Origin of the sequence: Caldalkalibacillus mannanilyticus JCM 10596, from assembly GCF_000615945.1 — a bacterium.
GTDB classification, from domain to species: Bacteria; Bacillota; Bacilli; order Caldalkalibacillales; family JCM-10596; genus Bacillus_AT; species Bacillus_AT mannanilyticus.
Map to the genome: position 1 here is coordinate 39,223 of NZ_BAMO01000034.1, position 21,276 is coordinate 60,498.

Below are 21,276 nucleotides of genomic sequence, written 5' to 3' on the forward strand. Positions count from 1 at the left end.
AAAATAAGATCAAGGAGGGATTCAGCATGTTTATGAAAGAATTTATGATTCCATTTGCTACTGGACTAACTATTTTTTTATTCGGGATGCAAATCATGAGAATAGGGTTTGAAAATTTATTTCTAGAAAAAATAAAATCCCTTCTAACGATTCTCACCCATCATCCAGTGATGGGATTTCTAACTGGTGTCATTTCTACGGCGATTCTACAGAGCAGCAGTGCTGTAACACTACTGACAATCGCTTTTACTCATTCCAAAATCCTATCTCTTAGACAGGCTTTAGGAATTATTTTAGGAACGAACATTGGGACTACTTTTACGACGGAACTGATTGCCTTCAAGGTTGAGCATTTAGGTGTATACCTATTTTTTCTTGGATTTGTTTTTTTTCTTTTTCCTAACATCAAGGTAAAAAGCAGTGGTTTTGTCTTGGGTGGCTTTGGCTTGCTTTTTATCGGAATGGAAATGATGCAATCTATTGCTCCAGTCATCAAAAGCTTTGGCTGGTTGGACCATTTATATGTATTTGGCCAAGAGGGGGTGATCAGTGGAATTTTAGCAGGAACCTTCCTTACTGCTTTGATCCAGAGCAGTACGGCAACCACTGCTATTACAATGAATTTAATTTATGATCAATTGCTCCCTCTTAGCATTGCTATTGCTATCATTTTAGGCAGTAATATTGGCACATGTATCACGGCCCTATTAGGAAGTATTGGAACCAATCGCGCCGCAAAACAAGTAGCCCTTTCTCACGTTATCCTAAATCTAGGCGGGGTCCTGCTTTTCATCCCTCTTATTCCCTTACTCCAACTGCTTGTGGAATGGATGTCTAGCTCTCCCACTCAGCAAGTGGCTCATGCTCAATTGATTTTTAATGTCCTTTGTTCTCTAGTGGTCCTTCCATTTATCAGACAATTTGAAGCCTTTATTATCTTCCTATCGCCTAAACAAAAATAACCTGTCTATGAACAAAAGATTCAGGATTCAGAATAAGCTTAGTTTACCCACCACTCATTAATAACCTGAGCTAGTTCCTGAAGCCTCTTTGGTTACGATCTTAATTCCGTTACTGGTCCCGATTCGAGTAGCGCCAGCCGTTACCATTTCTACAGCGGCTTGATGATCACGAACTCCACCTGAAGCCTTTACTCCCATTTCAGGTCCTACTGTTTTTCTCATTAACTCAACATCATTAATGGTTGCTCCTCCAGAGCCAAATCCTGTTGACGTCTTCACATAGTCTGCTCCTGCATTTTTACTAATGACGCAAGCACGAACCATTTCTTCCTCAGTTAAATAACATGTTTCAATAATGACTTTAACTAGTGCTTTTCCTTTTGCGGCTTCCACTACAGCAGCGATATCTCTTTCAACTAAAGCATTATCCCCCTCTTTTAGGGCCCCTATATTAATCACCATATCCACTTCTGTTGCACCATCTTCAATGGCTTTCTTTGTTTCAAAAGCTTTTACTTCAGGAAGTGTGGCTCCTAGTGGAAAGCCGATCACCGTACAAACCTTTACTTCTGAACCCTTAAGCTGCTCTGCGCAAGTGCGAATCCATGTCGGATTAATGCATACTGAAGCAAATTTGTACTCTAAGGCTTCCTTGCATAGTTGAATGATTTCTGCCTTGTTTGTTTCAGCCTTCAAGAGTGTGTGGTCAATAATTCCTGCTAGTGATTGGGTTGACATCATAAATCCCTCCAGATAATGATTAGTTATGTTATATAAGTCAACTATGAATTTCTAAGAAATTCATATGCTTTATTAAAAACCTCTTGATTATTTTCATATCCTTTACTTTTTTGGGCAGCTAGAGCTTCTTCGAGTTCCATCCAATGAACCTGATTTATCTCCTCTATTTGTACATTAACATATCCGCCCGTTTTTTGAACAAGATAATATGTAACTTCTTTGTCAATTTGTCCACGTTCAGGATCTGTGTATTGGTAATGAACCTTCTCAATATGATGGAGAATGCGTCCAATAATTCCCGTTTCTTCTTCAATCTCTCTTAGTGCTGTTTGTTCTAATGTTTCACCTGGTTCTTGCTTTCCTTTTGGAATCGTAATCTTCTGATATTTGTCCTCAATCATGAGGATTTCTATACATTCGTCTGTTTTTCTAAAAACAATTCCACCTGCAGAAATTTCTTTCATTACGCACCTCTTTCCATAATGAATTCTAACTTCCTTACTTCACACTTAGCAAATATGAAACAAGCAAAATTTGTATGATTATGATGGCAGGAATCCCTAATTTAAAAGAAAGATGCTTGGTTTTATGTCTGACTAAGAGAATGCCTAGGAGCGTGCCTATAGAACCGCCTAGAATTGAGAGAAGAAAAAAAGTTGTTTCAGGAATTCGATATGCCCCTGAATGTATAGCCAACTGCTTGTCCTTATAAATATAATAATACCCTACTATATTAATGATGAAAAAAGCAGCTACCCATACTTCTACGGCTTGGGTGCTATAACTCATTATACCCATGAAAACGTAAATCATCATTAGTATGTTACGTAGCTGCTTATGTTTCTTTACCTTCTTATGAAAGGACATGAGCGTGTACCATGGAACCAAGACTATACGGATAGCCAGACTGATCGATTCTTACTTTTACTAGCTTTCCAATTAAGTCTTCATCCCCCTTGAAAACCACTCTTAAGTAGTTGTCGGTATATCCCATGACAAGACCACTGTCTGGTTTTTCTGTGTAAATACTTTCTGGAATCACTTCTAATATTTCTCCCTCAAATTGGGAAGCATATTCCTTAGCCAGCTGATCCGATAAAGTGATGAGGCGATGGACTCGATCATTCTTGGCTTCTTCATCAACTTGATCTTCCATACGAGCTGCTGGGGTACCCGTTCTCTTAGAGTAAGGAAAAACATGCAGTTCGGCAAAGAGCATTTCTCGAATAAATTCATAGGTGTTCACAAACTGTTCTTCTGTTTCGCCAGGAAAACCTACAATCACATCACTAGTTAAAGCAAAGTTTGGCAGCACTTCTCTCACTTTTTCAATTCGTTCTCTGAACTGAGCAACTGTATATTTTCTCCTCATTCTTTTTAAAACAGAATCATCACCCGCTTGCAGGGGAACATGGAGATGACGACAGACCTTGGTCGAGTGTTTTAATACCTCGATCACTTCATCTGTAATTTGGCTTGCTTCAATGGAGCTAATTCTCAATCTTTCAAGTCCTTCAACCTGTTCGAGATCCATCAGGAGTTTGGCTAGGTTATATTCTTCTAGATCCTCTCCATAACCTCCTGTGTGAATTCCTGTTAATACAATTTCCTTATATCCTGAAGCCACTAAATTGTTGGCTTGGGCAATGACACTTTCAGGGTCACGTGAACGCAAGAGTCCTCTCGCCCAAGGAATAATACAAAATGTACAGAAATTATTACAGCCCTCCTGTATTTTTAAGGAGGCACGCGTGCGATCCGTAAATTCTGGTACATCTAATTCCTCGTAGGTACGAGCTTTCATAATGTTGCCTACAGCATTAATTGGCTCTCTATTCTGCTTATAATCCTCAATATAATCCAATAATTTAGTTCGATCTTGAGTACCTATGACAATGTCAACACCATCGATCGCCATGATTTCAGCTGGAGTTGTTTGAGCATAGCAACCCGTCACACATATGATAGCTTCTGGATTCCGTCTTATCGCTCTACGAATAACCTGTCTAGACTTCTTATCCCCTGTATTGGTGACTGTACAAGTATTGATCACATAGACATCCGCATCTTGCTCAAAATCCTTTTGCTGGTATCCTGCATTTTTAAATAATTGCCATATGGCTTCGGTTTCATAATGATTCACTTTACAACCTAATGTGTGAAAAGCTACTGAATTCATTGCTCTCTCCCTCCCATCTGTTCAAAATAAAATGATATAGCCGCAAGAACGTATTGTGAAGCCGTTTCCGTACGAAGAATCCTTCTTCCTAAAGAAATCGGTGTATAACCTGCTTCTTTTAACTGATTCACTTCTTCTATGTCTAATCCACCCTCAGGGCCGATAACAATCATGATGGTATCTCCACTCTTAAGCTGATTTAATTCTTGATATAAAACTGATTTTGAATGATTTGTAAGGTGTAGAGCTTCTTCTTCATAAGCAATCCATTTCGCCTTCACCTCGAAAGCGAGTAGATCCTTCAAGCTGCAAACAGCCTGCACTTGAGGTACATAATCTCTATGGGCTTGTTCTGCCGCTTCTTTGGCTATTTTGCCCCAGCGCTCCACCTTCTTTTGCCCTTTCTTCTCATCGTATTTAACAATCGAACGAGCAGAAGAAAAGGGGATAAAACTATGGGCTCCTAATTCAGTTCCTTTTTGGATGACCCACTCTAATTTGTCACCCTTGGGTAATCCTTGCGCAATTGTAATGTGAACGGGAAGCTCTCTTTGATCTGTTCTCTCATGAAGAATAAGGCATTCCACAGCTTCTTCACTGATTTCTTGAATTTCTGCTTGAACGCTTCTTCCCAGTCCATTACTACATATGATTTGATCTCCAGACTGATAGCGCATGACCTTGCGAATATGATGAGCATCTGCTCCCTCTACTCTACAGGTTGTATCCTGCATATGTTCTGGGGAAATGAAATATCTTTGCATAGTCTAAGCCCCTAATATCTTACTCTTTTTTTGAAATAAATGCTACCCAATCTTCCATGAGTAATGTTTCTACGATCGTAAATCCATTTTGAAGTAAGGCTTCTTTTACCTCTTCTTTTTTGTGAGCAATAATGCCTGAGGTTAGGAAGTAGCCACCTGATTTGACTCTCTTATAGGCATCGCCAACAAAGCGCAAGATGACCTCGGCTAATATATTGGCTACAATAAGGTCATATTCACCTTCAATATGATCCAATAAGTTATTTTGTTTTACTTCGATTTGTCTAGTAAGACCATTCATCTTTACATTTTCTTTCGTTACCTTTACAGCCACATCATCGAGATCTAAGGCAAGCGCTTTTTTTGCTCCCAACCGTATGGCGGCAATACTCAAAACACCTGATCCACAGCCAACATCTACCACAGCATCATCTTGGTGAATGACATTTTCCAAAGCTTGAATACAAAGCACAGTGGTTGGGTGAGTTCCTGTTCCAAAAGCCATCCCAGGGTCTAACTCAATGATCATTTCATCCGGGCTTTCTGGTTGATATTCTTCCCATGATGGAGAAATTGTAATACGATTTGAGATCCGAACAGGCTTGTAATATTTTTTCCAAGCATGTGCCCAGTCTTCCTCGTGTACCTCTGTCAATGTCACGGTTCCAAGTCCCAAATTAATGTTATGGATTAATAAATTGTTTAATTCCACTTTGATTTCCTCGACCGTTTCTCCTAGAAAGCTATTGACTTGCAGGTATCCTTTGACAATAACCCCTTCCGTAGGGTAATCATCTGGATTGAGTTGATAGAGTTCCCCAAACTCACCTGTAGAAAAATCTCGCTGTAAAACCTCTGGATCCTCGATCACAACTCCACTTGCTCCAGCTTCATGCAAAATATGTGCTACAGGCTCAATCGCTTCTTGAGTGGTATGAATACTTATTTCTGTCCACTTCACTCTCATCAACTCCATCCTTCATTATCGTCTTTATCGTCCTAATCACCACGGAATGCTTTCTTCACCTTGTCAAAAAAGCCCTCCGATTGCTCCTCGGGAATTTGATCTCCACTAATTTCAGCAAATTCCTTCAATAGATCCTTCTGTTGGTCTGTCAGCTTCTTCGGAGTGACTATTTTTACTCGAACATGCTGATCTCCCGACGTTTTTCCTCGTAAAGCAGGAACTCCGATTCCTTTAATTCGGAAAGAGGTTCCCGTTTGTGTGCCAGCAGGAATCTTTAGCTTGACTCTTCCGGTCAATGTAGGAACTTCAATTTCATCACCTAAGGCAGCCTGAACAAAGGTGATAGGCATGTCACAAAAGATATCCTGCCCATTACGTTCAAAAAACTCATGCTTACGCACCCGGAATACAATGTAGAGATCTCCTGATGGTCCTCCATTGACACCCGGTTCTCCTTCTCCTGAGATCACTGCCTGCATTCCATTATCTACCCTGCAGGGATATTGACAGGGATTTTTTTGTTAACTTTGACCTTTCCGGCACCATAACAAGAAGTACATTTTTCCTTGATCATTTTCCCTGTTCCAGAACACTTCATACATACACGGCGATTCACTACACGACCAAATGGTGTATTCTGAATCTGTTCCTGTTGTCCCGTTCCACGACAAACTGTACATGTTTCAGGCTTCGTACCAGGTTTAGCACCTGAGCCCATACAAGTATCACATGTTTCTTCTTTCGGTATGGTGATTTCTGTTTCATTGCCAAAAACAGCTTCCATAAAATCTATGGTCATTGTATATTGCAGATCTGCACCCTGCCTCGGGGCATTCGGATTTCTTCGACCGCCACCTCCGCCAAAGAACATATCAAAAATATCACTAAAGCCACCGAAGTCTGCTCCACCTGCTCCTCCAAACCCTTGATTCGGGTCCGCATGCCCAAAACGATCATACTGAGCTTTCTTCTGAGGATCTGCTAATGTTTCATAAGCAGCTTGAACTTCTTTAAATTTTTCTTCTGCATCTGGCTGTTTATTGACATCTGGATGGTACTTGCGAGCCAGCTTGCGGTACGCTTTCTTCACTTCATCGGAGCTAGCTCCCTTTTCTAAGCCTAATACTTCATAAAAATCTCGTTTACTCATCCTGCAAACCACTCCCGATTTATAACATAAAAATTATCATACCACGTTGCGCAAAAAAGTCAAAGCCAAGAATTCCTGACTTTGACTTGAATGCCATTACTTATTGTCTTTTATTTCTTCATACTCAGCATCAACGACATTATCATCTGTAGTCTGTGCTCCTTCAGCACCTTCCGCTCCTTGAGCCGCTTGTGCTTCTTGAGCTGCTTGCTCATAAAGCTTCATAGATAACTGTTGCACAATTTCTTGTAGGGCATCTTTCGCTGCTTTAATCGCATCAATGTCTGTTCCTTCAAGTGCGCTTTTTAGTTTATCCTTCGCTTCATTTGCTTTATCGATTTCTGCTTGATCCACTTTACCTGCTAGATCTGTCACGAGTTTCTCTGTGGAGAAAACTAATTGATCTGCTTCGTTTCTTGTATCTACTTCTTCACGACGCTTACGATCTGATTCTGCATTCGCTTCAGCGTCTTTTACCATTTTCTCGATTTCTTCATCGGAAAGACCACTTGAAGAGGTGATCGTGATTTTTTGTTCTTTTCCTGTTCCCATATCTTTTGCCGATACATTTACGATCCCGTTCGCATCAATATCAAATGTAACTTGGATCTGCGGAACCCCACGAGGTGCTGGCGGGATATCTGTTAATTGGAATCGACCTAATGTTTTGTTATACGCAGCCATTTCACGCTCCCCTTGCAGGACGTGGATATCTACAGAAGTTTGGTTATCTGCTGCTGTTGAGAAGACCTGTGATTTTTGTGTAGGAATCGTCGTATTACGCTCAATCAGCTTGGTGAATACTCCTCCAAGCGTTTCGATTCCTAGAGAAAGTGGAGTCACATCAAGTAATAATACATCAGTAACATCCCCTGTCAGAACTCCCGCTTGAACAGCTGCTCCAAGTGCCACTACTTCATCAGGATTTACGCCTTTGAAAGGATCTTTTCCTGTTAATTTTTTAATCGATTCTTGAACCGCTGGAATTCGAGTAGATCCTCCAACTAATACTACTTTATCAATCTCGCTTGGCGTTAAACCAGCATCCTGTAATGCTTGACGAGTAGGTCCTAGGGTTCTCTCAACCAAATGAGAACTTAATTCCTCGAATTTAGCACGAGATAAGGTAACCTCAAGATGCTTTGGTCCTGTCGCATCTGCTGTAATAAAAGGAAGAGAGATGCTCGTAGATGTCACACCTGAAAGATCCTTCTTCGCTTTCTCAGCAGCATCCTTTAAGCGCTGTAAAGCCATTTTATCCGCACTTAAATCAATGCCTGTGTCACTTTTGAAGGTTTTGATCAAGAAATCAATAATCACTTGGTCAAAATCATCTCCTCCAAGCTGGTTATCCCCGCTTGTCGCAATAACTTCAACCACACTACCTTCATCCTGAGATAGCTCTAGGATCGATACGTCAAAAGTACCTCCACCCAAATCATACACAAGAATTTTTTGATCTTGTTTATCGCCTTTATCAAAACCATAAGCTAGAGCTGCTGCTGTAGGCTCATTCACAATACGCTCTACCTCTAAACCAGCAATCTTTCCAGCATCTTTTGTTGCTTGTCTCTGAGAATCATTGAAATAGGCAGGTACTGTAATAACAGCTTTTGTTACCTTTTCACCTAAGTATGCTTCTGCATCAGCTTTTAGCTTTTGTAAAATGATCGCTGAAATTTCTTGAGGAGTATATTCTTTCCCTTCAATCACTTCTTTGTGATTGGTTCCCATATGACGCTTAATAGAAATAACTGTATTCGGGTTTGTGATGGCTTGGCGTTTCGCTACTTCACCTACTAATCTTTCATCACCCTTAAAGCCCACAACAGATGGGGTTGTTCTATTTCCTTCAGCGTTAGGGATAACGACAGCTTCTCCTCCTTCCATAACGGCTACACAAGAGTTGGTTGTTCCTAAGTCAATACCAATTACCTTACTCATTTTCTCGTTCCTCCTACTGTATTATGTAGTAATCTAGTTACATGCTTACTTTGACCATAGCAGGTCGTATTACTTTATCCTTCAATTTATAACCCTTCTGTAATTCTTCCACGACAATCCCCGACTCAAACTCGGAATCTTCAACCTGCATAACGGCTTGATGAAAATGGGGATCAAATGCTTCACCAACAGCAGGGATGACTTCAAGCCCTTCATTCTGTAAGGCTTGATCTAGTTGTTTAAAGACCATATCAATTCCTTTAACTAGAGAGTCAAAATCCTGCGTGGTTTTGCTTGCTTCAATCGCTCTTTCAAAATTATCTACAGCAGGAAGTAATTGCTCAAGTAAATTCAGAGAAGCATACTTCGCTTGATCTTCTTTCTCCTTGCGAGTACGTCTTCTGAAATTATCGAAGTCAGCTTGAGTACGCAAGAACTTCTGGTAGTTTTCTTCTGCTCTGTTTTCTGCTTCTGCTAGCTTCTGCTGCAATTCCTCCAGTGTGAAGGTGCCTTGCTCTTCTGTCATTTCCTCTCCTGCTTCCCTCTCATTTTCAGTTGTTGAAGATGAGCTATCCGCCCCAGAGTTTTCTATGTTTTCAAGCTCCTCCACTGTTACTTCCTCTTCTACACTCACTTGTGTGGTGTCTTTGTTATGTTCTGTTGTCATATCCTTCACCTCCCATTTGAAGTAATCCTTCACGTTGTCATTTGGAACAGCCCTTACGTCCCTCTTTTATACAGGTGATTCAAAATACTACTTAAGTCATGGGTTAAGTATTCAAGTAAACTAATGACTTTACGGTACTCCATTCGAGTTGGACCTAAAATACTTAACTGTCCCATTGATTTTCCTTCAATAAAATAGGATGCCGTAATAATACTGCAATGAGTCACTGCTTCATCCACATTTTCTTGACCAATCTTCACCTGAATACCCGATGAGCTTTGGTTAGCCGAGATGACTCCCTGCAATCGCTCATGCTGCTCTAACAGCTCAAATAAACTTCGAACCTTCTCCACATCTCGGAATTCTGGCTGAGCAAAAATATTGGTGGTTCCTCCCAGAAAGATACGATCCTCTTTTTCAGGAGTGAAGGTTCTTTCTAAAACCTGTAACGCTTCTTTGTATTGGGTAAAATGCTTCTTTAGTTCATCTGCAATCTCTGAGTATAACCTTGCCTTTAACTGATAAATAGGTACACCTTTTAGCCTATGGTTGAGCATATTAATCAGCTTCTCCATATCGGAAATCGAAACTTCCTCTGGAATCGAGATTTTTCGATTCTCTACCTGACCCGTGTTGGTGACAATAATCGTGACCGCAGAATCCGGACTTAGAGGCACGAGTTGAATATGCTTTAGCGTTGTATTGAACACATCAGGACCAAGGACAATAGCAGTGTAGTTCGTTAATTCAGAAAGTACAGACGCTGTTTGTTGAATAAGATGCTCAAATTCGACAAACTGTTCTGCAAACACCATTTTTACTCTATTAACATCCTCTATAGATAGCTTTTCAGGTTTAATAAGATGATCTACATAAAAGCGATATCCTTTGTTGGATGGAATTCGTCCTGCTGAAGTATGGGGCTGAGTCAAATATCCAGCTCTTCTAAATCCGCCATTTCGTTGCGGATTGTCGCTGGACTGAATGTGACATCACTTCGTTTTGAAATGGTTCTGGAACCAACAGGCTCTGCCGAACGCACATAATCATCAATCACGGCTTGTAGGATAAATTTTTGTCTGTCTGATAACATCTAGTCACACCCACCTTCATTGATTTTTCCTTATTCCATCCATCCATTCCCTAGGATGTTTGTAGGTTTGTTAGCACTCTGTTCTTATGAGTGCTAAATTCTAATACAAAAATACCAAAACCCTTAATAAATGTCAATCCTACACATGATCTTCTCGTAAAAAAGTTGCAAAAACCTCATTGCCAAGGAATTTCCCCTTTTTAGTCAGAGAGAATCGCTCTCCTTCTATCTGAAGAAGCCCTGCTTGGAGTAAGGTTTCAAGCTCTTTACCATAGATCTCCTCCAAAGAAATATGATACTTTTCAAAAAAGGTGTTTTTGGACACACCCTCTGAGGTACGAAGCCCCATGATCATCATATCTTCCATCGCTTCCCTAGGAGTGACCGAATGGGTTTCAATCTGAGGGAGCCCTCCTTCTTCAATCAAGTGTAAGTATTCCTTTAACGGACCCGCATTGACATGACGAATCCCTCTCAGATACCCATGAGCTCCCGCCCCTACACCATAATACTCTTCATTTCTCCAATAGGTTAAATTATGTTTGCTTTCGTAGCCCGGAAGCGCAAAATTACTAATTTCGTACTGGGAAAACCCTTGTTTTGCCATGCTCTCCATCAGGAAATCATACATCTGAACCTCTTCTTCTTCTGTAGGAAGCGGCAATTTGTCCTTACGATACAAGGTATGAAAAAACGTCCCTTCCTCTACCTTGAGGCTGTAGGCAGAGAGATGCTGCAATTCTAAGGCTCTAAATTGCTCTAGACTCTCTTCAAACATCGAAAGCGATTGACCTGGTAAGCCAAACATAAGATCTAGAGAAATATTGGAGAAGCTATTTTTTGAGCTAGCTCCACCCCTGTGTACACCTCTTGAGGAGTATGCATCCTGCCCAGTTTTTTCAACAAGGAGGGCTCAAAGGTTTGCACGCCAATAGAGAGTCTATTGACTCCCCCTGCTTTCATGACGGCAAGAAGCTCTTCTGTCATTGACTCAGGATTGGCTTCGACGGTGAACTCTCCCCCCTCAGATACGGTAGGAAACGATTGATACACGCTCTCCAGCAAAAAGTCCATTTGCTTAGGGGTTAGTGTAGTGGGTGTACCCCCGCCTATAAACAATGTTTTGATTTGTTCAGGTCGATGCTGTAAAGCTGTACGTTCCATTTCTTGTTGCAGTCCATGGAGGTAGTCTTCAACGGACTGTCCCTTGACTACATATTTGTTAAAGTCGCAATAGGGACAAATTCGACTACAAAAAGGGATGTGAATATAAACGGATTGAGCCATGTTGTCACTCTTTTCTATCTTGGTTCATGTACGATTGTACGAGTATTTACATTTCATTCTATCTATCATACCAAATCTTTTCACTTTTTTCAGAAGAAAAAGGCTACTGATCAGGAAATATCATCCTTACCATGTAGCCTTTTTAGTTCTACATTCATCTTAGATTTCTTCCTCAGAAGCCATACTCCCTAAGATTTCAGCAATAAAATATTCATAGACTGGCGGGACTCCTAATCTGTTATTTGTCATATGAATATGTGAGGCAACGATATAATCTAGATATTCCTTATCCTTTATTTCCTCTGCAATGACCTCTAGTTTTTTTTTCATACTACCTATCATCTCTTTAAATTCTAAGGAGTTGTTCATCATGCCAATCACCTTAACAATAGCACCTTTATTCTTGGAAAGGAATTCATAAATTTTTTGTTCATTTTCATTATGGTCCCTAAATGATTGCCATAATTTTTTATAGAAGTCTGTATACGGTTCTAACCCATTTTGGTGGTAAACCTCTCGTAATTGGTTCATCAAATGATAGGTAATACCACAGGAGTACAACACTTTCTTCAAAAAATTGTTTTGACTGGCTTCAATCATTTTCCAGACCATGAAGCTTGAATACATAAACATGGTTTCATTGTATGGCATCATCTTCTCTCCACCATATCGATCTATCTCCGGAATGTACTCGTATTGAACCACTTCTCCCTCTTCATGCCATGTTAGTTGATCTAATTCTAGAGCTTCTCCATCAAACTTATGATTTTTGTAGTATTCGTCTTTTGTCCATTTATGCTCACTTGGGTGTTCAACGATATATTCTGTGATCATTTGCTTTATATCATTTTCTATTTCACTTGATTTTGGATTCAGCATACGAAAACGTAAATGTGGTCCCCCTTCCCAATATCTGATAAAGAACCATTTTTCTATTTTTTCGTTCTTTCTATATTCTTCAAATTTTTTAATCACCCTACATATTAATTCATCATAGTGTTCTACATTGTGGAAAAAGGCATGGTACGCAATCCACTGATGATCCATATATTATCTCCTTTCATCATTTGCTCTCAATTCCTTATGGGAACGGATGCGGGAAAGGGTTCATGTGTTCTACTTCAATAGGCTTTGTTCTTCGACCAGCTAATACGGGACCCTGAAGGACTCTATCGAGAATGATTCGACGGTATTGATGTCCAAAGCTCATGGTCAACATCCCTGGAACGAATACTTTGACACAAGCTAAATTTGTCTTTTTTAATAGTTCACCAGTTAAATTGACTACATAGATGTCATCATAATAGTGGAAAACCTTACGTAGTAGACAATCTATATCATCCTTTAAATCATCATGATGAAATTTTTTTTCTTTGTACCATTCTGGAAATAGTTCTTGCAAAGATGCCTTTCCACCCTTCCCATTAAATAGAAAGTCAAAGCGTTCCAGTATCTCAGGGTGCGAGTATAGAAGCACGTGGTCTTCAAACTTTGTTGTTTCATCCGAGTTGTAGTACATCAAATCTCTACGCTCTTGAAGATCAGAGTCTAGAAATATCTTTTCATATACTGGAAGAGAACTAACCACCTCAATCATAGCTCCCCTTAAGGCATTCTCCGGATTAAAGTGTGCACCTGCTGCGCTATACGTTTTTACAATGGCATTTCTTTTACTATCTATAACCATTCCCCATATACTCGGCACCTTCAATTCCATCGACATATCAAAGAAATGCAATCGATATCCTTTATCCTCTAGAAACAACTTCATTTGAAGTACGTCTTTCAAATTTGACTTCTCAACATCTATTTCAACAAGTTCTAATTTGTTATACCAAGAAACAAGGAAATTATCTCTCTCGATCATTTCAAATAATCCATACAGCATTGCTTCGTCAAGTGAAGAGCCGAGAGCACAGCCATTTGATGTTTCATAGACAAATCGAGTCGTTCCTTCTCTAATTAAGTTATCACCATAGTAGACCATTTGTTCTGGCACTAAAACTTCTTTATTTTCCTTCATCGACCATCCCCAAACCCAGTAATACTCTAAATCATCATGATATTCTGGATATTCATACCCTTTATAGGATACTTGTTCTTTAGCATGAGGACCCAATCTCCTTGGATTAACTGCTTTATCTTTCAACTGATTATAGGAACCATAAATATGAGACACTGATTTTTTGTTATTAATATTAGAGTACCGTTCTAACGATTCTAAAAGAGCAAATTGTTCAGAGGAATGGTAATCATAGCTTCTGCCAAAGGCATGATCTAAGTTACCTTTTTTTCCGAAACTTTCTGTACCTAGCATAGGAATAAACTTGGATTCTATTTCTTTGTAGATGTGCTTTAATTTCCCTGTATCCTTATCTACAAGTAATCTCTTTAACACTGAACTATTTGGTGCTTCTCTCAACCGATGCTTTGTAGGACTTAGTTTCTTGCCGCCTGTTAGTTTAATCATGGCAAGTTCTGGATTATCATCTGGGAGGGTACTACAGGTGGAGCATTGCTCATCCTTGTCCATATAATGATTGATAAGATCAAAGGGCTCGTGCTTACACTCAATTACTCTATTACTAAACGAACACTTTCCTGTTGTTTGTATCTCTTCTATAGCATCCATCACTTGCCTACATATATAGTCAGTAAAATAGGAAGGCCAGGGTAGCAAAACTGTATCATCTATCTCACCGAGATAAGGAATATTTCTCATGTAGATCATCGGACTATCATGATTATTGGCAACGAGAGAATGATAAAGACAATCAATACAAGCACTATCTTGATCTAATACTGGTCCGATGAAGGCTTGATCCAACAACATATTGGCTCGAATATAGGGTATACTTTGATGACAATACTTGGTCACTTCTCGTTCGTAAGAATAATCAAAAAAATCATACATTCCTATCAGAATACTTCCTCTGGGTACATCCTGATAATCATTGATTAGTGTGTACTCCACCTGATGGAGCGTCATCTGGTGAATGAGTGTGTCCATCAAGTAACTTCCATTGTTTAGAACAAACAGATTCATGAACTCTCCTCCATGCCCATCAGTATTTTGTAACAGCTCATTCCTGCTTCTTTTAGATAATGATTATACTTCCATTCCACTAATTCAATTCGACATCCCATCTGATCGAGTACGTCTGAAACAAGTGTGAGTACATCTTTGCTTGCTGCCCCATCAAGCACCTGATCTATTAGGGCTTCCTGTACTGAATAATAGCCTGAATCTTTCTCTGTTAACATCTCGTTAGTTATACTCTCATTTTGATAGAATAAACCATAGAGTTGAACTAATCCCGCAAACAAGGCTTCCTTGAGATGAATATCGTATCGTTTCCACAGCACTTTATCCTGATCTATTAGACTTATTTCATACAGACCCGCATGAGGTATAGCGTCAATCTTAAACTTGAATCGATCCCCAAATCTATTTTCTTGTACCTCCTGTATTAAACGAACAATGATATGATCTCTAATTTCATTAGGTGGATGCACCAGCTTTTAGCTTTTTCAGGACTATGCTCTCTCACATATTGAAACACTAAAGGAATGATTCCCTCTGTGTATATCTGTTCTAGCTTTTCAGCAACAACCCAATTCGTGAACTGACCGATTTCTTTTTTATTTTCATCCGACATTTGGAGTACCTTCGTAAGCCCTTGTCGAAAAGCATCTTTGTACACCTCTTGCGGGCTCTCTCCACTTACATAGATTCTGTTTTTCTGACCGTTTACCCTAAAGCTACATGAAGCCACCTTATACGGCACTTGTTGCAGCTTCCCATATTCTAATTTTTCAATAAGATAAGGGAGTGATTTTACTAGCTTGTTTAATTGGAAAATGACAATATGATGGGCTTTCTCTGGTTCAAAAGTAATATCTTCCAGATTTGTTTTATCTGATCTGTATTCACAAGGATCGAGCAAATAAATCATTTCGGTGAAGATCTGTGATGTACTTAGATCTATCCTGAATACTTTTTCATCTTGATTTTTGGAATCATGTAGCAGTGATATAGCTTTATACAACGCGGCATCTAAATGAGGTGGATGGATGTCTTCATTCGTTTCAAAACAGGTCAAAAATTTCACGAGATTCATTAACCCTTCTAGTGTACCTTGATAGAGAATGACTTCTTGTTGAAAAGGGAATACAATAGATAGTTTCTCCAGCCCTCGGTAGCATTCAAATAAATGTTCTACTTGTTCTTGTACTTTTTCTATTGATTTGATTAACAATATAATGGGCCCCTTAGAACCAACTGCTTTTTCTTGATGAATTTGATACTTGCTCACTATCACATTGGTATATCTCTTGAACATCCACTTCTTCTCTAAACGTTCATCATCTAGAATGATTAGTTGAGGAGAGGGAGTTTTTAAGGCTTCTTCATCGACAATATATTGATTGGTCAAAATGCTTTGAACTTTTTCCTTTATTACTTCAAACTGCTTATATTTATTGTCCTCACAATATTTTTCAAAGTCTTCATTTGTCACAGCCTGTTCTTTAATAACTGGAAAGACATATTCCATTAAGTCAACAAAGGCTTTATTCGAAATTTTGTATGTTTTATTCCATTTTCTTATGTAGATAACCTTACCGTGCAAAAAAAACCATGTTTTGTTTTTATACCATGTTTTAGTTTGTAGCATTCTCTCATCTCCTCTACTCGAATCGTCTTCCTTATCCGCCATATCAAATGGCTGGAACGAGTTTATTTTTTAGCAATAACGAAGACTCGATGTACCGATTCTGGATCTTTTAGAACCTGATTGAGATCATGACTTAGTGTAAAGTCAACTTTGCTCCATCCTATATCTAATAAGTAATTTTTCACCTTGTCCAATTCGAAGATTGTATTATACACAATCTGTTGAAACCTCACATAGGTGTCATTATTCTTTTGTTTTACAAACCCACTAAAAACCGTGCACGCTTTTTGGAAGGAAGGATGATATTGTCGTTTAGTAATAAATAAACTATTTTGATCTTCATGTACACTCAACCCATCTGAAGTAGTAAGAGCTAGTCTAGTATTCAAATCGAATACAAAGGTTCCTTTTTCCTCTAAGACGTCATACACACATTTAAAACAACTTTGCAAGGCTTCATCGTTTTCCAAGTGATTTAGTGCATCATACGTTGATACAATCAAACTATAATGTTGGTCTAAAGCAAAGTTTGTCGCATCCCCTAATATAAACTGCGCTTGTCCAGCTTCAATATATTTCTCTGCATTTTTCATTGCATAGGTCAACATATGTTCTGAAATATCAATTCCTGTTACATTAAATCCTTTTCTTAGAAAATGAAGTGATAAACGTCCCGTTCCACAACATAAATCTAAAATGTTCTTATTTTGCAGGCTGATTTCTTGTTGCTCAATTAACGAATAGATTTGTGTGAAAGTATCATCTGCAAACTGAGAAAAGTTATTATTATAGATAGTAGCAAAAACATGTCCATATTTTTCCATAATATCACCCCTTCTTATTTCATGAGATATCTGTTATCAATTCATCAATAATATCTGAGTAATTTATCTTATAGTATCCTTCTACGCCTTTTGCTACATTTTTACACAATTTATGTTTTCGTAACGGAGAAACACTAAGTATCGGAAGCAGGGAGTAGAAAGAGTTAATGGAAAATCGATGCTTTAGGATTGCAAAAGAGCCAAAAAACTCCTTAAATTCTTGATCGGAAAAAATTCTTTTGTGGAACTCACTTAAATGTTCTTTGTTATGATCTAGGAAGCGATCAATACCTTGAAACTCATTCATTTCAACCTTCCCTGTTTCTAGAGCCTCTGCATAAATCTTCAAAAAGCTCTGTACTACATGGCTCCAGTCTACAAGGTACTTCTTATCCCGTTCCTCGTAACCGACTAAGTTTTCTCTAAACGAATTCAAAAATAGTGGGAATTCCTGATCAATAAAATGAATCATTTCTTTCGAATCACGATGTAGTTCCTCTCTAATTTTTTGATTAGCTGGTGTGTCATTTGCTTTTAATTGAGCCACAAACCCTTCATAATGAGATCTAAACGTTAAATATCGATACTTTATTTCATCATTACCTATTTCACTTGAGTGATTCGTGGGATCCTTTACATCCGTCATAATAACCATCAATTTGACAAGAAAAATATCTTTTTCCTCTTCTGAGTAAGAATAATAGTCTTGGTACATAGAAGAGATAAATCTGGACTTCAATTCTTCAATCATTAAGTATATTTCTTTATCATATATGGTTTGAATCGATTGAATATCGAAATCCTGACTGTATACTGAGAGGTGAGGTCTAAGCGGCAAAAAGGTTCCTTGGAAGTTTTCCAGCAAGGCGATCCTCTTATAGATATTCTCTTTCTTTTGAAAGTCAATCTCTATTGGAACATCACGATATTTTTCTAACGTAGATTCTACCTCGCTTCTGAATACTACATCAAAGCTTGGGTTCACATCCTTTTTTAGTGTGTAGATCATTTTTACGTGAGAACCATAGATCCACCCTTTGTGAATAACAAAATGGTCTATTTTATCTAAATGCTCATTCAGGAGGTTGATTTTATCCAAGAGAACGCTTTTAATCATCGAATTATCATAGACGTAGCTGGTAATTTCCTTCCATTCTTTATTGATTAACATTTTTCCGCCTCCAATATGGTATGTTCAAATACATATTCCTTGACATGCTCCTCCTGATTTCCCTGACTCCCCATATCTGGGAGGACCTCTTCGATAATAAAATACTTTTGATCCTGCACCATTTTTTTCAACACATCAAGAAGGATTGGACTCGTAAAATCCATATACTGTGGTTTCTCAGTATTAATATCCTCCTGTGCACTGTTGGAATCTAAATAAATAAAGACAAAGGCTCTGGTCGGTATATGGTTCGCCCTCAACCAACTGGTTAACTCTTGTATCAGAGCAAGTCCTTCAAGTTGCAATATACCTTCAAAAGCAGACTTGTTAACCAACCATCGTTCTCTAGCAATAACTAAATGATCATTGAATGTAATCCTTGGAAACCTTTTGACGAAGAATTGATTTTCTACTTTTTTTAGATAATCATTTATTAGTACATATCCAAGATCTTGAAAGAGAACACCGCTAAAAGATAATAGATGCAACGTCGCTGCCACCGAAGGAATCATTCTTACCATTAAGGTTCCAAAAAAATAGATATTGACTTTCTCATTTTCAACAAATAATTCTAGCTTCTTTGTTTCTGGATTTAGTTGAAACTCTATGTCGTGCCAATCGAACACCTTATTGAACCTGCTTTTATCAATGAACCTATTATTTGATAAATTAATTGAGTTAGCTGTAATTGCAGGTCTAAGATTCGCATTGAATCCATAGCTTAGAAAAATATCGAGATAGTTCTTTTTAATCAAAACCTCTTCTATATACTGTTGTAATTCAGAATGGTTCATTACCCCTTGTAAATTCTTGATAAATCGCAGATAGAAAACTAGGTTCCCTGCATAAAAATTATTGATAACAACGCTTTGATCCTGTTCTTCTGTCTTCTGTATAAAGAAGCTATTTGTTCTTTCGTGCTTATGCATAGCCTCAGGCAAACGATCTGTATACTTTTGATATATATCAGAAGTAACGTTGATCTGCTTCTTCTCCCCATTATGTAAAGTTAAGAACTCTTGAAGAAACTCGTTTTTTAGATGGTTTAACATATTTACTTCATGCTCTCATATTGCTCATTATCCTGCTCAATACTGAGTGCCCATAAATCCTTACGATTGATCACTTCATTGAGAATGACATCTAAAATTTGTTCTTCATATTCACTTACCTTTACTCTTCTATTTCCAAACTGTTTATAAAATGCTTCTCCCATAATCAATTGAAATCTAGCCGCAACATCAAATAGCTTCGTAAATTGCTGATATGCAAGCAAAGATTCATTTACTTGTTCCCAATTAGACGGTTGAAATATCTCTTTTTCTGTCATCAAGGCATCTTGATAAAGCACTTCTTTACCAGTTATATGATCCAACTCTAGATATTTACTCAAATCCAAAAACTGATGTTCGATTCGTTTGAAGCTTTCATACTGTTCTATATTATCAAGTCGATCGAATATCATTAACTCTTCCTTAATTTTTTTTAACACAGCTAGAATGTATTCTACCCGTTCCCCTTCCACTCCTAATTCTTCAATGACACGAATGCATTCTTCTATTATACAATCGCTCTGTTGATGTAAATAAACAGCCGGAACAATAAACTGTCTATCAAATAAATTTTTAAATAATTCATATATTTTCTCCTCCGGATACCCTACCTCCCTAAAAAAGGAGAAAACTTCATCTAGAGTAAAGTTCTTCTTATAAGTAAATTTATGGTAAAATGATACCAACGATGGAGCGGCATTCACTGTAATCATACTATCCACTGTCTTATATACTTTCTTCCTGATTTCCGGTTGATCAATCAAGATCGTCCAGTAGAATTTCCCCTCATATAAAACTAAGGTATCTACAAAACCAAATGTAGCTTTCTTTTGAAATTCGGGATAGGTTAACATCTTTTCAAACGCCCTAAGAATATAGGCCTGATTAAATCGAGTCACTGTATAATGAGTATTTACGTTTGCCCCACCCTCTTCAGGAGCAGACTTTTGACTCCAATACCCTACTCCAACATAGGTAAGCGTACTAAATGGACTCGTTTTATGAGCCGCTCGTGTTAAAACTTTAGCTAGTGTACTGTCTAACTTTCTCAACTTGGCATTGTGCTCTTCCACTGGCTTTGAGAAATAATTTCTGGATTTATCCATAATTGTGGGGTGAATAAATTTCAATGCCTTAAAAAGCTCCACATTATTTTTGTATGTGCTGACTATATGATTTCTTTCATGATGATATAATTGCTCATATTGAAAATTGACTTCACTTTCTTTTGTTAACAGTTCCATATAATGAGCTTTAAAACTTTCTACTACATGATCTAGGTCATATTTTTTAAGCGTACCAAGATGCTCCTCTATTGAATTAATACATTTTTGACGTAAATTAAATATATCTCTTTTCAAATTGATTAGCGTTTTCCTATCCTTATCTGAATCTGCCTGTTTCACCTTTGTTTCTATATGTTCTACCACCTCTTCCTTTTTCTCTGCTAATCTAGATCTGATTTCCTCTAGAATAATCAAATTAGTGTGCAAATCTTTTGACCCAAATTTGTAACAATACCAAGCTGACAAAGCCGTTTTTCGCACTAATACAATTGGAGATGTGAGAGTTTTCATCTTCGCTGCCCCTCTTCCCATCCCTATTTCCGTCTGATACTGCCTCATTTGATTGTCCACCCCCCATCAATGACCAAGTTATGGCCTGTAATCATATTCGCCTCTTCACTCATGAGAAAAGCAATTCCATTAGCAACATCAACTGGTAGAGCGTATTTATTTAGAGGAATCTGTTCCAGTGCTTCCTTTTGAAAATAAGAATTATATAGAAAAGATTGATTT

General features: G+C 38.2%; 18 protein-coding genes and 3 pseudogenes. 1 reads left to right on the top strand and 20 read right to left on the bottom strand.

Translation table 11 applies throughout. From position 1 onward, the window contains the following. Positions 1-26: 26 nt before the first annotated feature. Positions 27-962 carry a Na/Pi cotransporter family protein gene (locus JCM10596_RS17355; protein WP_148302629.1) on the top strand — a complete coding sequence of 312 codons (936 nt, stop codon included), beginning with the start codon at positions 27-29 and terminating at the stop codon, positions 960-962. Positions 963-1,019: 57 nt separating this feature from the next. On the opposite strand, the gene deoC is transcribed toward JCM10596_RS17355, so the two are convergent. The 20 genes and pseudogenes from deoC to JCM10596_RS31480 form a co-directional block, all read right to left on the bottom strand. Then, entirely contained in the window at positions 1,020-1,700 is a 681-nt protein-coding gene (gene deoC / locus JCM10596_RS17360) for a deoxyribose-phosphate aldolase (protein WP_025028220.1), read from the bottom strand. Positions 1,701-1,744: 44 nt separating this feature from the next. After that, positions 1,745-2,167: an NUDIX hydrolase gene (locus JCM10596_RS17365; RefSeq protein ID WP_025028221.1), complete on the bottom strand. Its 423-nt coding sequence runs from the start codon at positions 2,165-2,167 to the stop codon at positions 1,745-1,747. Positions 2,168-2,201: 34 nt separating this feature from the next. Further along, positions 2,202-2,501 (bottom strand): DUF1294 domain-containing protein, encoded by a 300-nt coding sequence (locus JCM10596_RS26205; protein WP_234410546.1) that lies wholly within the window; start codon positions 2,499-2,501, stop codon positions 2,202-2,204. Positions 2,502-2,556: 55 nt separating this feature from the next. Further along, positions 2,557-3,882 (bottom strand): tRNA (N(6)-L-threonylcarbamoyladenosine(37)-C(2))-methylthiotransferase MtaB, encoded by a 1,326-nt coding sequence (mtaB, locus tag JCM10596_RS17375; RefSeq protein WP_025028223.1) that lies wholly within the window; start codon positions 3,880-3,882, stop codon positions 2,557-2,559. Continuing rightward, complete coding sequence (locus JCM10596_RS17380) at positions 3,879-4,646, bottom strand: 16S rRNA (uracil(1498)-N(3))-methyltransferase (RefSeq protein ID WP_025028224.1); 768 nt, start codon at positions 4,644-4,646, stop codon at positions 3,879-3,881. Before JCM10596_RS17380 ends, mtaB begins: the two co-directional genes overlap by 4 nt. A gap of 19 nt (positions 4,647-4,665) precedes the next feature. Next, the gene (prmA, locus tag JCM10596_RS17385; protein ID WP_025028225.1) at positions 4,666-5,607 is read right to left on the bottom strand and encodes a 50S ribosomal protein L11 methyltransferase; all 942 of its coding nucleotides are present in this window, start codon (positions 5,605-5,607) and stop codon (positions 4,666-4,668) included. Between the two features lie 38 nt (positions 5,608-5,645). Next, positions 5,646-6,763, bottom strand: a pseudogene (dnaJ, locus tag JCM10596_RS26210) (molecular chaperone DnaJ). 96 nt (positions 6,764-6,859) lie between these two features. Then, complete coding sequence (dnaK, locus tag JCM10596_RS17395) at positions 6,860-8,707, bottom strand: molecular chaperone DnaK (RefSeq protein WP_025028226.1); 1,848 nt, start codon at positions 8,705-8,707, stop codon at positions 6,860-6,862. 37 nt (positions 8,708-8,744) lie between these two features. Continuing rightward, on the bottom strand, positions 8,745-9,374 hold the full coding sequence (gene grpE, locus JCM10596_RS17400; RefSeq protein WP_025028227.1) for a nucleotide exchange factor GrpE: 630 nt from the start codon (positions 9,372-9,374) through the stop codon (positions 8,745-8,747). 53 nt (positions 9,375-9,427) lie between these two features. Then, positions 9,428-10,467: pseudogene (hrcA, locus tag JCM10596_RS26215) on the bottom strand (heat-inducible transcriptional repressor HrcA). Between the two features lie 139 nt (positions 10,468-10,606). Then, positions 10,607-11,754 (bottom strand): annotated as a pseudogene (gene hemW / locus JCM10596_RS26220) (radical SAM family heme chaperone HemW). A 159-nt stretch (positions 11,755-11,913) separates the two neighbouring features. Further along, entirely contained in the window at positions 11,914-12,801 is an 888-nt protein-coding gene (locus JCM10596_RS17415; RefSeq protein ID WP_025028228.1) for a thiopeptide-type bacteriocin biosynthesis protein, read from the bottom strand. Positions 12,802-12,835: 34 nt separating this feature from the next. Beyond that, positions 12,836-14,800: a TOMM precursor leader peptide-binding protein gene (locus JCM10596_RS17420; protein WP_025028229.1), complete on the bottom strand. Its 1,965-nt coding sequence runs from the start codon at positions 14,798-14,800 to the stop codon at positions 12,836-12,838. Continuing rightward, positions 14,797-15,270 (bottom strand): hypothetical protein, encoded by a 474-nt coding sequence (locus JCM10596_RS17425; protein ID WP_025028230.1) that lies wholly within the window; start codon positions 15,268-15,270, stop codon positions 14,797-14,799. The genes JCM10596_RS17420 and JCM10596_RS17425 overlap by 4 nt, the downstream gene beginning before the upstream one ends. After that, positions 15,225-16,430, bottom strand: a complete 1,206-nt coding sequence (locus JCM10596_RS17430) for a hypothetical protein (protein ID WP_025028231.1) — start codon at positions 16,428-16,430, stop codon at positions 15,225-15,227. The genes JCM10596_RS17425 and JCM10596_RS17430 overlap by 46 nt, the downstream gene beginning before the upstream one ends. Before the next feature lie 62 nt (positions 16,431-16,492). Continuing rightward, positions 16,493-17,254, bottom strand: a complete 762-nt coding sequence (locus JCM10596_RS17435; protein ID WP_025028232.1) for a class I SAM-dependent DNA methyltransferase — start codon at positions 17,252-17,254, stop codon at positions 16,493-16,495. A 19-nt stretch (positions 17,255-17,273) separates the two neighbouring features. Continuing rightward, on the bottom strand, positions 17,274-18,425 hold the full coding sequence (locus JCM10596_RS17440) for a hypothetical protein (protein ID WP_025028233.1): 1,152 nt from the start codon (positions 18,423-18,425) through the stop codon (positions 17,274-17,276). Beyond that, on the bottom strand, positions 18,419-19,477 hold the full coding sequence (locus JCM10596_RS17445) for a hypothetical protein (RefSeq protein WP_025028234.1): 1,059 nt from the start codon (positions 19,475-19,477) through the stop codon (positions 18,419-18,421). The genes JCM10596_RS17440 and JCM10596_RS17445 overlap by 7 nt, the downstream gene beginning before the upstream one ends. Before the next feature lie 2 nt (positions 19,478-19,479). Continuing rightward, the gene (locus JCM10596_RS17450; protein ID WP_025028235.1) at positions 19,480-21,102 is read right to left on the bottom strand and encodes a lantibiotic dehydratase; all 1,623 of its coding nucleotides are present in this window, start codon (positions 21,100-21,102) and stop codon (positions 19,480-19,482) included. Then, positions 21,099-21,276, bottom strand: a 178-nt coding sequence (locus tag JCM10596_RS31480) for an SDR family oxidoreductase (protein WP_148302630.1), incomplete at its 5' end; no start/stop codon positions are given. The genes JCM10596_RS31480 and JCM10596_RS17450, both read right to left, overlap by 4 nt.